General features: G+C 40.0%; 15 protein-coding genes and 4 tRNA genes. 14 read left to right on the top strand and 5 right to left on the bottom strand.

What is annotated here, in order from left to right:
* Positions 1-71: 71 nt before the first annotated feature.
* Entirely contained in the window at positions 72-287 is a 216-nt protein-coding gene (locus tag F580_RS0103710) for a TIGR02922 family protein (RefSeq protein ID WP_019026342.1), read from the top strand.
* A 92-nt stretch (positions 288-379) separates the two neighbouring features.
* Here the strand turns inward: F580_RS0103710 and ccmE are convergent, their stop codons facing one another.
* From ccmE to ccmA, 5 genes are all read right to left on the bottom strand, one after another.
* Positions 380-916: a cytochrome c maturation protein CcmE gene (ccmE, locus tag F580_RS0103705; RefSeq protein WP_019026341.1), complete on the bottom strand. Its 537-nt coding sequence runs from the start codon at positions 914-916 to the stop codon at positions 380-382.
* On the bottom strand, positions 916-1,173 hold the full coding sequence (gene ccmD, locus F580_RS0103700; RefSeq protein WP_019026340.1) for a heme exporter protein CcmD: 258 nt from the start codon (positions 1,171-1,173) through the stop codon (positions 916-918). The genes ccmE and ccmD overlap by 1 nt, the downstream gene beginning before the upstream one ends.
* Positions 1,174-1,201: 28 nt before the next feature.
* Positions 1,202-1,948: a heme ABC transporter permease gene (locus F580_RS0103695; protein WP_019026339.1), complete on the bottom strand. Its 747-nt coding sequence runs from the start codon at positions 1,946-1,948 to the stop codon at positions 1,202-1,204.
* Between the two features lie 135 nt (positions 1,949-2,083).
* Positions 2,084-2,737 carry a heme exporter protein CcmB gene (gene ccmB, locus F580_RS0103690; RefSeq protein WP_026301227.1) on the bottom strand — a complete coding sequence of 218 codons (654 nt, stop codon included), beginning with the start codon at positions 2,735-2,737 and terminating at the stop codon, positions 2,084-2,086.
* A gap of 224 nt (positions 2,738-2,961) precedes the next feature.
* Positions 2,962-3,615 (bottom strand): cytochrome c biogenesis heme-transporting ATPase CcmA, encoded by a 654-nt coding sequence (gene ccmA, locus F580_RS0103685; RefSeq protein ID WP_019026337.1) that lies wholly within the window; start codon positions 3,613-3,615, stop codon positions 2,962-2,964.
* Between the two features lie 595 nt (positions 3,616-4,210).
* Between ccmA and F580_RS23910 the strand changes: the two genes are divergently transcribed.
* The 13 genes from F580_RS23910 to F580_RS0103620 all read left to right on the top strand — a co-directional run bounded on the left by F580_RS23910 (position 4,211) and on the right by F580_RS0103620 (position 15,729).
* Complete coding sequence (locus tag F580_RS23910) at positions 4,211-6,250, top strand: heme lyase CcmF/NrfE family subunit (RefSeq protein ID WP_040356885.1); 2,040 nt, start codon at positions 4,211-4,213, stop codon at positions 6,248-6,250.
* Positions 6,251-6,252: 2 nt separating this feature from the next.
* Complete coding sequence (locus F580_RS0103675; protein WP_019026335.1) at positions 6,253-6,801, top strand: DsbE family thiol:disulfide interchange protein; 549 nt, start codon at positions 6,253-6,255, stop codon at positions 6,799-6,801.
* A gap of 1 nt (position 6,802) precedes the next feature.
* On the top strand, positions 6,803-7,270 hold the full coding sequence (locus F580_RS0103670) for a cytochrome c-type biogenesis protein (protein WP_019026334.1): 468 nt from the start codon (positions 6,803-6,805) through the stop codon (positions 7,268-7,270).
* A 36-nt stretch (positions 7,271-7,306) separates the two neighbouring features.
* A complete protein-coding gene (gene ccmI / locus F580_RS0103665; protein ID WP_019026333.1) occupies positions 7,307-8,617 on the top strand; it encodes a c-type cytochrome biogenesis protein CcmI in 1,311 nt (436 codons plus the stop codon).
* A 55-nt stretch (positions 8,618-8,672) separates the two neighbouring features.
* On the top strand, positions 8,673-9,746 hold the full coding sequence (hemH, locus tag F580_RS0103660) for a ferrochelatase (RefSeq protein WP_019026332.1): 1,074 nt from the start codon (positions 8,673-8,675) through the stop codon (positions 9,744-9,746).
* A gap of 127 nt (positions 9,747-9,873) precedes the next feature.
* Positions 9,874-10,932: a DNA polymerase IV gene (gene dinB, locus F580_RS0103655; protein WP_019026331.1), complete on the top strand. Its 1,059-nt coding sequence runs from the start codon at positions 9,874-9,876 to the stop codon at positions 10,930-10,932.
* 42 nt (positions 10,933-10,974) lie between these two features.
* On the top strand, positions 10,975-11,202 hold the full coding sequence (locus F580_RS26270; protein ID WP_157442990.1) for a regulatory protein RecX: 228 nt from the start codon (positions 10,975-10,977) through the stop codon (positions 11,200-11,202).
* Positions 11,203-11,472: 270 nt separating this feature from the next.
* Entirely contained in the window at positions 11,473-14,103 is a 2,631-nt protein-coding gene (gene alaS, locus F580_RS0103645) for an alanine--tRNA ligase (RefSeq protein ID WP_019026329.1), read from the top strand.
* A gap of 448 nt (positions 14,104-14,551) precedes the next feature.
* Positions 14,552-14,749 carry a carbon storage regulator CsrA gene (gene csrA, locus F580_RS0103640; RefSeq protein WP_019026328.1) on the top strand — a complete coding sequence of 66 codons (198 nt, stop codon included), beginning with the start codon at positions 14,552-14,554 and terminating at the stop codon, positions 14,747-14,749.
* Between the two features lie 367 nt (positions 14,750-15,116).
* Positions 15,117-15,208 (top strand) — tRNA-Ser (locus F580_RS0103635).
* 80 nt (positions 15,209-15,288) lie between these two features.
* Positions 15,289-15,365, top strand: a tRNA-Arg gene (locus F580_RS0103630).
* Positions 15,366-15,432: 67 nt separating this feature from the next.
* A tRNA-Arg gene (locus tag F580_RS0103625) sits at positions 15,433-15,509 on the top strand.
* A 143-nt stretch (positions 15,510-15,652) separates the two neighbouring features.
* Positions 15,653-15,729: transfer RNA gene (locus F580_RS0103620), tRNA-Arg, on the top strand.
* Positions 15,730-15,732: the final 3 nt, after the last annotated feature.

Here is a 15,732-nt window from a genome sequence, read left to right as displayed (position 1 = left end):
CGTTTTATTAGAAATAAAGCTAAGCGTCAGTTTAAGCAGAGAGCAGTAATGAACTTTAAAAGGATTTAAATATGAGTGAAACGGCAAGGAAGGTGACTGTTATTTACTGTTGCGATAATGACATAGCCATGTACACAAAAACGCAGACATTTAAACTAAATGCCTATGGCGATATGATTATTCCACAAGATTTTAAACGTGGAAAAACTATCGTTGCACTGTGTGAAGGCGAAATTAATTTTATTAATACCGTGGGTGATAAACTCGTTGATGAGTGCTGGACATAGCCTAACAAGTTTATGACTAAGTCGCTAAAACCGCCCAAAGACAAATAAAAAAAGGTGACTTAATGTCACCTTTTTTGTGTCCAATTTATTAATTAATAACCAGTAGATTTTTTACTTTCTAATTGCTTATCACTGTAAGTGGTTTTTTCATGTTTTTTACCTGCAGCTTCAGCTAACTCAGCTGGCATATAATTCTCATCATGTTTAGCCAATACTTCACTGGCTTCAATGCTTAAACCTGTCGGTGCATGTTCTGCCAGTCTACCGTTCGCAACGATACCCTGTCCTTCACGGAATAAGTCAGGCAAAATTCCGTCATAATATACCGTAATCATAATGTCGCTGTCTTTGAATACAATAGGCATGGTCATATCACTAAGCTTAAAGGAAACCTTTAGGCTATCAGGATCACGGCTTACTGATCCAGGAACCACTAAACCACCAATACGGATACGTTGGCCGATACTTGGCTTTAAGCCGGTCTCTTTTTTACCTTGGGTGATCTCTGATGGAGTGAAAAATAAATCAATATTTTGACTTAAGGCATATAACACAAGTCCGGCGACTGCCCCGATGCCAATCAGTACAGAGGCAACAACGGCGAGACGTTTTTTACGGCGTGGATTCATTATTCAGTAACCTCATTTAATGCTTTATTTTGTTGATCGCTTTGTTGTTCATTCTGTTGCTTACGTAATGCTCGCGCTTGTCTAAGCTTGTCTTCACGCTGTTTGCGCTTAGCTATTTGGTTAATGATTTGTTGATGACCGGCCTTAGAGCTGATCAATAAAAGGGTCAGTATTACAGCGGTGGCACCAAAAGATAGCCAGACATAAAAGCCATAACCGCCCATATCGATAAAATCGCTAAAACTATTAAATTGCATTGAGTGCTCTCCTACTACGTTGCCATTCTTATTTAGTTGTATGTTCTTGTACTAAGTTGCGCACCCAAGGACGAATGCTATTGCGCGCTAAAATTTCATTACGAAAACGAAGGCAAATAATGACGCCAACTAATAATGAAAAGCCGATAAAAGAAAAGATAAATGGCCACAACATATCAAGAGACATAGATGGCTTACCCAATTTACTAACCGTAGAGCCCTGATGAAGGGTATTCCACCAATCAACCGAGTATTTAATAATTGGAATATTAACAACACCAACTAAGGTTAATATGCCGGCAGCTTTACCCGCTAAATTTTTGTCTTCAAAAGCATTGTGTAAGGCAATGACCCCTAAATACAAAAATAACAAAATCAGCTCTGAGGTTAAACGTGCATCCCAAATCCACCATGTGCCCCACATAGGTTTACCCCAAGCCGCACCGGTAATTAATGCGATAGCTGTAAACGCCGCGCCAACGGGAGCCATTGCGGCAGCTGAGGCATCAGCAAGTTTTAATTGCCAAACTAAACTACTAAAGGCGGCGATAGCCATGGCAAAATAAATTCCCATGGATAAAGAGGCGGCAGGCACATGCACATAGAATATACGAAAGCTATGCCCTTGCTGATAATCAGCCGGAGCAAATACTAAGGCCCAAACTAGGCCAATACTTAAAAATATTGCTGCCAGAGCGCTTAACCAAGGTAATACTTTATTGGTGAAGTGATAAGCAACCTCAGGGTTTGCGTACGGGTGTAACCATTTCCACATTAATTTATTCTCACTATTTTTTGTCGGTTAATAAGGCAGGATTACTGTGTTGTTTTTCATGGCAAAGTAACAGTGCTCTTTCGTGTTTATTGTGTCTATATTGAGCGTTACCATTTCCACGTGCCGCCTATCATGTTAATTGGTACTCACTTTTAGGGCCGCACCAACTGCAAAGGGGGCGAGCGTTAAAGATCCAAAGAATAAGGCGGCGATTATAGCAAGTTGGCCGCTGTAAGGTAAGCCAAGAGCGGCAGTGTCTATCGCGCTGGTGGCAAAAATTAAGACTGGAATATATAGTGGTAGTACTAACAAGCTCAGTAATACACCACCTTTTTTGATACCAACAGTGAGTGCTACGCCAACCGCACCAAGTAAGCTAAGTACTGGCGTACCTAATAACAGCGTCAATATTAACGCGGTGTAACTGTTTTCATCGAGATGAAGCAATACCGCTAACAGTGGTGCTATCAAAATAAGTGGCAAGCCCGTTATTAACCAATGTGCAAATATTTTAGCCAATACTAATAAAAATATTGGGTGAGGACTCAACAGCATTTGTTCAAGGGAGCCATCGAGATGATCGGATTTAAATAGGCGGTCTAACGATAATAGCGTCGCTAATAAAGCGGCTACCCAAATAATTCCAGGTGCAATACGGCTTAATGTTTGCGCTTCTGGTCCTATGCCTAAAGGGAAAAGGGTGATGACGATGACAAAAAATAATAGCGGATTAATGATGTCATCTTTATGGCGCATGGCAATGAGCAGATCGCGCTTTAATACCAACATAAAGGCATGACGATAAGAAAGTTGCAGTGTTGGCTGTGTCTTACTTTCTAGGGAATAAGTGTCTAAGGCCGAATTCTCTAACGTTGAATTGTCTAACTTTGAATGTACAAGCTTATTACTATCGTTCATTGCGGCTACTTCTTCAGTCTCTTGGGCTGACTGGGCTTTTAAGGTCATTAGGTTACTTTCTCTAAACTATTTCAACTCTCTCAGCGAAATACATATTAAGCACTATCAAAGCTGTAATCTAAGGTGATTTTTTTGATTTGCTTGGCCTTAATAGTTATTAAATCTTGGTGGGTGGTTAAAATAACACACCCGCCTCGCTGTGCATGCAAAGCGAACAATTTTTCCAAGCTAGCGACACCTTGTTTGTCAATGGCGGTAAAAGGCTCATCTAAAATCCAAATAGGTGCGTTACTTTGATATAAGCGCGCTAAGGCAATACGTCTATGCTGACCGGCACTTAAATGTGACGCCAAACTGTCTTCAAAGCCTGAAAGGTTTACTTTAGCTAAGTAAACTAAGCTATCTTGGCTGTTGTTACCATGTAATGCTAAATTAAAATCAAGGTTTTCTTCTGCGGTCAGTTCGCCTTTTACTCCGGCTAAGTGGCCGAAGTATAATAAATTTTCATGAAAATCTTCTCTGCAGCGGTGTATAGCTTGCCCCTTATATTGAACTTGACCATCATAAGGTTGAGACAAGCCAGATAAAATACGCAATAAGCTAGTTTTTCCTGAGCCATTAGGCCCTTCAACTTGCACAATGTCCCCGGCATGAATGTCAATGGATAATTCGTCGAATAATAAGCGCTCTTCTCGGATGCAGGTTAAATTTACCGCACTGAGCAAAGATGTTGAAGTTAGTGTTGGCAATGTGTTCACTTATTATTTATCAATATTTAGTAGAAGTTTATCGCATTAAGCTAGCAGAGTGAATTCTAGCGTATGTTGGTCGAGTAATTCTTGATATGGATAGTATATACGCATGTTACTTCAAAATGCAGGATTCAGCTGGAATTAGAAACGCCTTTAGGTAAGGTATTGATTTAAGAGAATAGTTATTCTATTGTCGAAATCAATAACGTAGCATAAAGCGTTTCTAAACCAGCCCTGTGGGGATATCTGAGCAAACCATGTTCATCGTTGCCTCTCTTTTTAAGGGAACAACCCTTAATACAAAGAGGCGCCTTGAACATGAATCGCTCAGATATCCTGAAATACGTATTTTGAGGTATCATGGGTATAATCACTTTGGCTGATATAATACCATAGCCGAGATTAGCATCGCCTTAAAAGTTGTAACATTATGAAACAACTTGGTGACCTAATTTACATTAATATTTTGACCGATAAAATGTTAGTATGACGCGATAATTTTTAGCCTAATTTGTTAATCGACAAAAGTAGGTTAATTGTTTTTTGAAGTAGAGCGGAGAAACCGATGATACCTGACCTGGTAGCAACCAGAATGCCAGAGCTTATTCCAGAGCTTGGCCACTTAGCCCTTATTATTGCTTTAGCATTTTCTATTTGCTTAAGCGTGATCCCGTTAATAGGCGTTCATAGCGCACAGCAGAGCTCTTTGAAAAAGCTGATGGCCTATGCTAAACCGCTTACTTACGGGATGTTTTTCTTTACCGGTATTAGTCTTGTTATTCTCGCTTACAGTTTTGTCATCGATGATTTCTCTATTAAGTATATTGCTAGTCATTCAAATACCCATTTACCTTATTATTTTAAAATAAGCGCCGTGTGGGGTGGTCATGAAGGCTCCTTATTATTGTGGGTGTTCTCCTTGACTGCATGGACTGCTGCGGTTGCACGGTTCTCAAAGGGTATTGAAGAAGAATTTATTTCTCGTGTTTTAGCCGTTATGGGCATGATTGCCATAGGGTTTATCGCTTTTACCTTATTAACGTCTAATCCATTTGAACGTTTATGGCCAAATGTGCCCATGGAAGGTCGAGATTTAAACCCGTTATTACAAGATGTTGGTTTAATTATCCATCCACCATTATTATATTTTGGCTACGTTGGTTTTGCCGTGGCCTTTGCTTTCGCCGTTGCTGCGTTAATGGCTGGCAAGATGGATGCAGCTTGGGCACGTTGGTCTCGTCCTTGGACGGTTGGTGCTTGGGTGTTCTTAACAGTAGGTATCGCACTTGGTAGCTGGTGGGCATACTATGAACTTGGCTGGGGTGGCTGGTGGTTCTGGGATCCGGTTGAAAATGCATCCTTTATGCCTTGGCTTGTTGGCACGGCACTGATCCACTCTTTAGCGGTAACAGAAAAACGTGGCACCTTTAAAAACTGGACTATTTTACTGGCAATATTTGCTTTTGGTTTAAGTTTATTAGGCACATTCTTAGTGCGCTCAGGGGTGATTACTTCTGTGCACTCTTTTGCTGCCGACCCTGGACGGGGTATCTTTATTTTAGTGCTGTTGGCTATCGCAATGGGCGGATCGTTAACCTTGTATGCCTTTCGAGCAAATAAGGTGGCGAGCTTTTCTCGTTTTGCCTTTTATTCCCGCGAAACAGCGCTCCTACTGTGTAATGTGATTTTGGTTATTGCTACGGTCACGGTACTTCTTGGTACCCTGTATCCATTATTGGTTGATGCCTTAGGTTATGGAAAAATCTCGGTCGGTCCTCCTTATTTTAATGCCGTTTTTATCCCGATAATGAGTATTCTCTTTATCTTCATGGGCGTTGGTCCTTTAATTCGTTGGAAAAAAGCCAAAAAAGGTGAGTTACGCAGGCAACTGTTAAAACCCTCAGTATTTAGTATTGCCTTTGGTTTAATGTTCCCAGTAGTTTACGGCGGTGAATTCAATGCCTTGGTTGCCATGGGGATAACTTTAGCGACTTGGGTTTTCTTAGTCGTTGTTAAAGAAGTTAAAAACCAATATCAATTAGCCGGTAAATTAACCACTAGTCATTTAGGTATGGCAACTGCTCACGCAGGTATTGCCATCACTATTGTTGGCGTCACGCTTGTTTCCATGTATGAAAGTGAAACCAATGTAAAAATGTCGCTAAACGAAAGAGTCACTGTTTCAGGTTATGAAATTGAGTTCAAAGGCATTGAACATGTCGAAGGGCCAAACTATAGTGCCGAGCAAGGACAAATCAATATCTATAAAGTGACTGGCGAAAACGAAAGTGAATTTGTTACTTTACTCAAACCTGAGCGACGCGTATACCGTGTACAAACGATGGGCATGACAGAAGCCGGTATTGATGCCGGGTTGTTCCGTGATGTTTATGTTGCACTAGGGGATCCATTACCCGGTGGTGCTTGGGCAATTCGAGTACACTATAAGCCATTTGTTCGTTGGGTTTGGTTAGGCGCAATTTTCATGGGCTTTGGTGGCATTCTTTCAATAGTTGATAAACGCTATCGCCGTAAAAAAGCAGTTGTGGTTAAATCAGCTGTGGTGGCGGATGCTCTTACTAATACTGGGGCTGATTCTGCACCTAATGCAGCAAAAGTTTCGGAGGCATAACCATGGGTAAATTAATCCGTTTTTTACCTCTACTGTTAGTCATTGCTTTAGGTGTGGTGTTATATCGTGGTTTATCACTTAACCCACAAGCTATGCCATCAGCATTAGTGGGTAAGATGATGCCCGCATACTCACTGCAAACGCTAAAGGATAACGGGCAAGTAGTCACTCAAGCAGATCTAAAGGGTGATATTGTCTTAGTTAATGTCTGGGCGACATGGTGTCCTACTTGTAAGTATGAGCACCCTTATTTAGTTGATATAGCTAAAGATCCTAAGGTTAAGCTTTATGGCTTGAATTACAAAGATGATCGGCCTGCAGCGCAGCAGTGGCTTAAAAATTATAAAGATCCTTACGTATTTTCTATTTTTGATGAAGAAGGTACTTTAGGTTTAGATTTAGGGGTTTACGGTGCGCCGGAAACCTTTGTTATTGATCATCACGGCATTATTCGTAAACGATTTGCTGGCGCTATCGATACCAAAGTATGGCGACGTGAATTTGAGCCTTTAATTGCTCAGTTAATTGAAGAAAAGAAGCAGGGTAAATAACATGCGTTTATTGAGTCTATTTATATTCATCGTTACTTTAGCTTTTAGCATCAATGCAGTAAAAGCAAGTCCGGTAGATACTTATGAGTTTCAAGATGAAGTGACTAAAATTCGCTTTCAAGCATTAACTAAAGAGTTGCGCTGTCCTAAGTGTCAAAATCAAAATTTAGCGGATTCAAATTCACCTATCGCTGCCGATTTACGCAAAGAGCTCTATGAGCTGTTGCAACAAGGTAAAGCTGATATTGAAATTGTTAACTTTATGGTAGATCGTTATGGCGAGTTTGTTTTATATCGACCAAGAGTGTCATCGTTGACCTACGTATTATGGTTTGGTCCGGCAGTACTCATTTTGTTAGGTTTTATTGTTGTTATTGTCATTGTGCGTAGAAAGCCAGTCGCTCAAAAAGACTTGGTTTTATCTAAAGAACAACAAGATAAACTTAATAATTTTTTAAATGATAAATAGCAACTCGACACCTTAAAAGAAGTAGTAGATAACATTATGGAAATTTTAGTAATCGGCCTTATATTTTTAATTTTATTATTATTAATGACATGGCGACCTTTCTTTAAGCAGAAAACACACAAAGTCAGTGTTAATGGTCACTTGCGTGATGAAACCAATGTTCGCTTGTACCATGAACACAAACAAGAGATTGAAAAAGATTATCGTGAAAATAGGATGGATGAAGAGAACTATCAATACTTACTCGCGGAACTTGATAATACCTTATTGCAGGATATTGAAAGTACAGCAACAGCTGATAAAACGGCAGTATACAAGGGTAAAGCCTATTCTCCTTTCTGGCCGCTAGGCTTAAGTGTTTTTATTATCATTTTTTCTGTGGCGCTCTATAACAAACAGGGTAGTTATAAACTCATCACTGAGTTACCCACAGGACATGGTCAACAACAGGCGATGTCAGCAGATAAAATGCTACAACAACGAGAAAAGCAAGCACTCGCTCATATTGAAAAGTTGCAACAACATATTGATGCAAACCCTGAAGATAGCGAAGCTTGGTATAACTTAGGACAAAGTTATGTTGCACTTGGCGGTTTTGATAAAGCGGTTGCTGCATTCACTCAGGTTATTAGTATTGAAGGCGAACATGCTGATTTATTTGGTGCTATTGCACAAGCGTTATACTACCAAAATGAGCAACAAATCAGCGGCCAAGTACAAGAATATATTGATAAAGCCTTAGCGCTTGATGTGAACGATCCATCAACCAATATCTTATTAGGTATGCATAACTTTCTTGATGAAAATTACCAACAAGCTATTTCTTATTGGCAACGTGTGATTGATGCCAAAAATGAAGGCGTTAATATTAAAGCCCTTGAAGAGGCAGTAGCTGAAGCTAATAACCGACTAGGTAAGCCAACAGGTATTTCAACAGGTAACGCCGTAAGTAATTCAACCGCTAATCCTGCGAATAATGCTAAAGAGATTGCTGGGCCACAATTGAAAGTGAGTGTTAGTCTGTCTGACGATATTGCCAAGCAATTAGCACAAGGTGAAGATCGCGTAGTGTTTATATATGCCATACCGACTAATGGCCAGCGGATGCCATTAGCCGCAGTTAAAATGAAGGCCAGTGATTTACCAACCATTATAGTGTTAAATAATAGTCAAGCGATGAGCAGTGAACATACCCTAGGTAGCGTTGATAAAGTGAATGTTTACGCCATTGTTTCAATGCAAGGTGGCGTGGGTATTAAATCAGGAGACTATAAAGCGGAAGCACTTGCTGTTGATGTCAGTCGTACTGAAGTACTTGAGTTGGTTGTTAATAGCTTGGTTGAGTAAAAGCACTCTGTTAAGTGAATAGCTAAAAAGTTTAATAATAAGAAGAAAAGGCCAAATGAAATCTCGCTTTAGTGCACAAAAAAATAGCGACAGCAGTACTGCCGATGAATACAGTTCAACAACGGCGGTACTGCTTACTAATTTAGGCTCTCCTGATGAGCCTACTCCTAGTGCTTTACGTCGTTATTTGCGTGAGTTTTTATCGGATAGACGGGTGGTCGAAATTCCACGTTTAATTTGGCTGCTGATTTTACATGGGATTATTTTACGGATAAGACCGGCGAAATCAGCCAAGTTATATCGAAGTATATGGCAAGAAAATGGTGCACCATTACTTACCATTACAGCGGCACAAAAAGATAAATTAGCAACAAAAATCAAATCACAATACGGTGATCAAGTAATTGTTGATTACGCTATGCGTTATGGCAAACCTTCTATCGCCAGTGTATTGCAAAAATTTCAGCAACAAGGCGTTGATAAAATTGTGGTATTACCTTTGTACCCTCAGTACGCAGGGCCAACAACAGGTTCGACTTTTGATGCCTTAAGTCGAGAACTTCAGCAATGGCGATATGTGCCATCCATTTATTTTTTGAATAGCTACCACCATAATTCACTGTATATAAAGGCATTGGCCAACACCATTATCGAACATGTAAAAGTACACGGTAAGCCAGATAAACTGGTATTGTCTTTTCATGGCATGCCTGAATTGTTTCGACAGTGGGGCGATCCTTATTATGATTTTTGTCTACAAACTACCAGTCTTTTAAAACAACGCCTGTTAGCCTCAGATTTCAATTCAGATATTAGCTTTCAAGAAGCTGACATGATCACCACTTTCCAATCTCGTTTTGGTAAAGCGCAATGGTTACAACCTTATACGGATGAAATCTTAGCTAGTCTGCCAGAAAAAGGCGATAAACATATTGCCATTCTAAGCCCAGCGTTTAGTAGTGACTGTTTGGAAACGCTTGAAGAGTTAGAACATGAAAACCGCGCAGTATTCATGGACGCGGGCGGAGAGCAGTACCATTATATTGCCGCATTAAATGATCGTGATGATCATATTGATGCCTTGTTTGATGTCTTAGCACCCGCCTTAGGTTCGCCGGAGCTGAAATAGCGCGGGCTTCAACTTAGTCACCCCAAAATAAAAACCAAAAACCAAAAACTAAACAATTAACTCACTTGCTAAGCGACATAAAAATAGTATACTGTTTTTATGTACAGTAAGTTAGTGGTGAGTAATTATGGGTAATCAGCGAAAAATAATTCATGTGGATATGGATTGTTTCTATGCAGCCGTAGAGATGCGGGACTTTCCAGAATACCAAAATGTGCCATTAGCGGTTGGTGGTGATGGTCCGCGCAGTGTCTTGAGTACGTGTAATTATCAAGCCCGTCAATTTGGTGTTCGTTCTGCCATGCCGGCTATTAAAGCTAAACAGCTTTGCCCAAACCTTAAAATCGTCCATGGCCGAATGGATGTATATAAAGAAACTTCAAAACATATCAGAGAAATTTTTTCTCGCTATACCGACCTTATCGAACCGTTATCCCTTGATGAGGCTTTTCTTGATGTCACTGATGCAACTATGTGTCAGGGCAGTGCCACCCTGATTGCTGAAAAGATCAGAGCCGATATCTATAACGAGTTGAACTTGACGGCATCAGCAGGTATTGCTCCGAATAAGTTTCTCGCTAAAATTGCCAGTGATGAAAACAAGCCGAATGGCCAATGCGTTATAACGCCTGATAAAGTGGCTAATTTTGTCGAGCAACTTTCACTAAAGAAAATCCCTGGTATTGGTCCTAAAACCTTTGAAAAACTCAATAGGCATGGTTATGCAACCTGTGCAGATATACGTCAAAGTGATATTCGCACCCTACAAAATATCGTCGGAAAATTTGCTAATAGTTTGTACTTAAAGTCTCACGGTGTCGATAATCGAGCGCTAGAGGTTAGTCGGCAACGAAAGTCACTCGCTATTGAAACGACCTTAATGAAAGACCTATCAACGCAAGAGGAGTGTCAGCGGGTAATAGACTCCTTATTCCAAAAACTACAACAGCGACTCGCACCCCACAGTAATAGAGAAATTATTAGGCAAGGCGTGAAGTTAAAGTTTGCTGATTTTAATCAGACAACTGTTGAGACCCAGAGCAATGACTGTCAGGAAATTCTTTTTAGTAGCTTATTGTCAAAAGCCTATGGAAGAGCGAATAAACGGGGAGTACGCCTTGTTGGTTTGACGCTTGGTTTTGCTGATGCACCTAGCGAAAGTCATCAGTTACAGCTATCCCTTTAATATTGCTCACTGAAAATTAGACAACTTCAGAATAAAATACCTTTGTCTCCTGACATCGATACTCCGCTCAAAACCTATTTAATTGCCTCGTGCTCTGTGACTAACCGTTGTCAGCAGCAGTCGAAACCTGGCTATGGTCAGTTTTATCCTGCCATAGAACTTGCACGAAAAGCTGTCAGCGCAACAATTATCCAAGAATTGGGTGAAAGTTGTGAAATTGATTGGTATCTTCAAGCACAGCTTGCGTATAATAAGCGTATTTGGCAATAGCTGTTCTGTTGATGAAAGTTTTACTAGTCATCTTTATAAAATAGTTGAGCAACAAGAACAAGCCAAAAAAATTCGTTTTTACAATACCGCGGTTATTCCAGTAATGAAATTTTTGCAGTATTAGATTATATTACAGCATGTAATTTGAGCCAAAGTTAATAGATACACAAACTACATGAACTGCTCAAGTGTCCTGAAACACGCAGCTTCAAGTAGCTTGGGTATACACCCAGAATTTAAATAGACCTAAATCGATTTGTTGAGTATCCCATGATTAAAAGCACCGCCGAAGTCCGCCAGGCATTTTTAGATTTCTATGCCACCAAACAACATCAAATAGTTAAAAGTAGTTCATTAGTACCGGGTAATGATGCCACCTTATTGTTTACCAATGCGGGCATGGTGCCATTTAAAGATGTATTTTTAGGTGCTGAAAAGCGTAGTTATACCCGAGCAACTTCGGCCCAACGTTGTGTGCGAGCCGGTGGTAAGCATAACGATTTAGAAAATGTTGGTTATACCGCACGTCATCATACATTTTTCGAAATGCTAGGCAATTTCAGTTTTGGTGATTACTTCAAAGAAGAGGCTATCGGTTATGCTTGGGAGTTTTTAACGGGTGTCTTAGGGCTACCAAAAGAAAAGTTACTTGTTACTGTATATGAGTCTGATGAAGAAGCCTTTGCTTATTGGAAAGATGTAATTGGTGTACCTGCAGACAAAATAATCCGCATTGGTGATAAATCAGTGGATAAGAAATATGAATCGGATAACTTCTGGTCAATGGGCGATACCGGTCCTTGTGGGCCTTGTTCTGAAATATTTTATGATCACGGAGCTGATATATTTGGTGGCCCTCCAGGTTCGCCAGATGAAGATGGTGATCGTTTTATTGAAATATGGAACATAGTATTTATGCAATATAACCGTCAAAATGACGGGACTATGGAGCCATTGCCTAACCCATCAATCGATACAGGAATGGGCTTAGAGCGTATTTCTGCCATTATGCAAAATGTGCATAGCAACTATGAAATCGATATTTTTCAAGCGCTAATTAAAGATACAGCACAATTACTTGATTGTAGTGATCTTGAACATAAATCTTTACGCGTTATTAGCGATCACATCCGTTCATGTAGCTTCTTGATTATTGATGGTGTTGTGCCATCAAATGAAGGTCGTGGTTATGTATTACGTCGTATTATTCGCCGTGCTATCCGTCATGGTCATAAATTAGAAGCTGATGGACATTTCTTCCATAAACTTGTTGCCTCGTTAATTGGACAAATGGGTGAAGCCTACCCTGAGTTAGTTCAGCAACAAGCTATTATTGAAAAACTATTACGTATAGAAGAAGAGCAATTTGGTCGTACGTTAGATCGCGGCATGATTCTTCTTGAAGATATGTTAGCCAATTTATCTGGCGATACCATCAAGGGTGATGACGTCTTTAAGTTATATGATACTTATGGTTTTCCAGCTGATTTAACCGCTGATATTGCTCGTGAACGTCAGTTGAAAATTGATCAAAACGGCTTTACTGCCGCAATGAAACAGCAACGTGAACGCGCACAAAAAGCGAGTAACTTTGGTACAGATTATAATCAACAGCTTAAATCTGATCACAAAACAGCATTTAAAGGCTACGACAATGACTCATATTCAGCGACTGTGGTTGAGTTATTTAATAGCCAAGATCAAGAGCCGATTCAGCAATTAAATGCTGGTGAGCAGGGCATTGTTATTTTAGATCATACGCCGTTTTATGCTGAATCAGGTGGGCAAGCAGGTGATAGTGGTTTATTACACCTAGACGGTGATGTGTTTGAAGTAACAGATACGATTAAATTAGGTAATGCTTTTGCCCATAGAGGCACGGCACGGACAGATATTGGCTTAAACCGTAGGGTAAAAGCTGAAATCAACGTTGAGCGCAGAGCTGCTATCGTTAAAAACCATACCGCAACACATTTATTACATGCAGCATTACGCAAAGTATTGGGTGAACATGTTACTCAGAAAGGCTCATTATGTGATAGTGATAAATTACGTTTTGATTTCTCTCATTTTGAAGGCGTTACCGCACAAGAGTTACATGCGGTTGAGCAAATGGTTAATGATGAAATTCGTCGTAACCACGCAAAGAAAACTGAGTCTATGTACATAGAAGAAGCTAAAGAAAAAGGTGCTATGGCCCTCTTTGGTGAAAAATATGATGATGAAGTACGTGTTGTTACCCTAGGTGATTTCTCAATAGAGCTTTGTGGTGGTGTCCATGTAAATAGAACCGGTGATATTGGTTTATTAAAAATTGTTTCTGAATCAGGCATCGCTGCAGGTGTTCGCCGTATTGAAGCGGTTACCGCTACAGGTGCACTTGATTATATTAATCAGCAGAGCGCTTCTTTAACGAATATTGCCGCGCTGGTTAAGAGTGATGTGGCTAATGTTGGTAACAAAGTCGAGCTGCTAGTTAGTCGCTCTAAGCAGCTTGAAAAGGAAATCGGGCAACTTAAACAGGAATTAGCTGCACAAGCTGGCTCTGATTTAATTAATGACGCTATAGACATTAATGGCGTTAAAGTTTTAATTGCTGATCTAGGTGGTGTGGAGAGCAAAGCACTTCGTGGCATGGTTGATGAACTTAAAAATAAAATGCAATCAGGCATTATCATGCTAGCAACGGCTAATGGCCCGAAAGTGGGCTTGATCGCTGGCGTAACCAAAGACTTAGTTGGCCGTGTTAAAGCTGGTGAGCTAGTTAATATGGTCGCACAGCAAGTGGGTGGTAAAGGCGGTGGACGCCCTGATATGGCACAAGCGGGTGGTAGTCAACCTGAAAACATCAGCTCAGCACTTGAAAGTGTTTCAGCATGGTTAACGGAAAAATTATCATAATTGAAATGACAAGTAGGCAATAGCACCTACATTATTGATTTCAAGGATATAAAAAGGAAGCAATCGCTTCCTTTTTTGTTTTGGTTTTATGTTACTAAACTGTTAACTAATAAATGAAATGTAATAAGTTTGTTCCGGTTTACATAAAATGGCTAAAACATTACAAATTATCGCCGGATTGGTGGTTAATTTAGCCTATAAAACTATTCAAGGATGTAGAAATATTGCTAATATATGAACTATTGATATACCAATAACACAGTTTGTTGGTTATTATCGAAGCTTCGCTGAAACAATCATCGGATATGATGTTTTAGTGAATAATGACTTTTTATAGAAAATTGACTATTAGTTATAGTGAATGGATTAAAAAGTAACTAATTCTAATATATTACTAGCTTATATATATTTATTTAGTGATCACACTTTAAAGGATAAGGAAGAAAATATGCTTATATTAACACGACGCGTAGGTGAAACATTAATGATCGGTGATGAAGTCACCGTAACTGTTTTAGGCGTTAAGGGAAATCAGGTAAGAATAGGTGTTAATGCGCCAAAAGAAATCTCAGTACATCGTGAAGAAATTTACATGCGTATTCAAGCCGAAAAAGGTGATACTGAAGTTTCAGGCAACAAAGTCTAATAAATAGCTTTAGATTCTGAAGATTATTAGCTCATTTGGACAATTATCCTCTATATAAAAGCTTATATAACAGTTAAAAAACACCGCTAAGGCGGTGTTTTTTTATGCCTTTCGAATAGAAAATGATTAATAAATAACATATTTGACGGAATTGTCAGCAAACAGCGATTAATACTAAATTAATACTAAAAAATGTTTGACTTATTTTTAGAATCCCTTATTATTCGCACCCATTGGAGAGGTGGCCAATTGGCCTAAGACGCTCACCTGATAAGGGAGTATCTGGTTTGTAGCCGGATAGAGGGTTCTTATCTAATGTGTATTTTAATGCACATTAGTACTCAATAATAAAGAAGTAAAAGAAAATGGAGAGCTGGCCGAGTGGCCGAAGGCGCTCCCCTGCTAAGGGAGTAACGGCTTTAAATCCGTTCGAGAGTTCGAATCTCTCGCTCTCCGCCATTTCCTTCTTATGAAGAATAATGGTTGTGTAGAACGCAAGTTCGCTATCTTTAGACTAAGATATAAAAAATAGTTCATGAGGGCGCGTAGCTCAGCTGGATAGAGTACCTGGCTACGAACCAGGCGGTCGCAGGTTCGACTCCTGCCGCGCCCACCACTTTCTTCAAGTGCTAAAATAATGAAGGCAGCTTATGTTAAGGCTGGATAAATAAATTTCATAACGTGGGCGCGTAGCTCAGCTGGATAGAGTACCTGGCTACGAACCAGGCGGTCGCAGGTTCGACTCCTGCCGCGCCCACCACTTTTCTACTTAGGTAGATATGAAAACCTAGCTTCTGCTAGGTTTTTTTATGCAAAGATTCTAATACTCTTTCCTTTATTGGTAGGATTGTTAAAATAAAGAGCAGCTTATGTTAAGGCTGGATAAATAAGTTTTCATATCGTGGGCGCGTAGCTCAGCTGGATAGAGTACCTGGCTACGAACCAGGCGGTCGCAGGTTCGACTCCTGCCGCGCCCACCACTT

Origin of the sequence: Colwellia piezophila ATCC BAA-637, assembly GCF_000378625.1 — a bacterium.
In the GTDB taxonomy this organism is placed as follows: domain Bacteria; phylum Pseudomonadota; class Gammaproteobacteria; order Enterobacterales; family Alteromonadaceae; genus Colwellia; species Colwellia piezophila.
The sequence above is the reverse complement of the archived record's forward strand: the minus strand, read 5'-3'. Positions and strand labels throughout refer to the sequence as shown.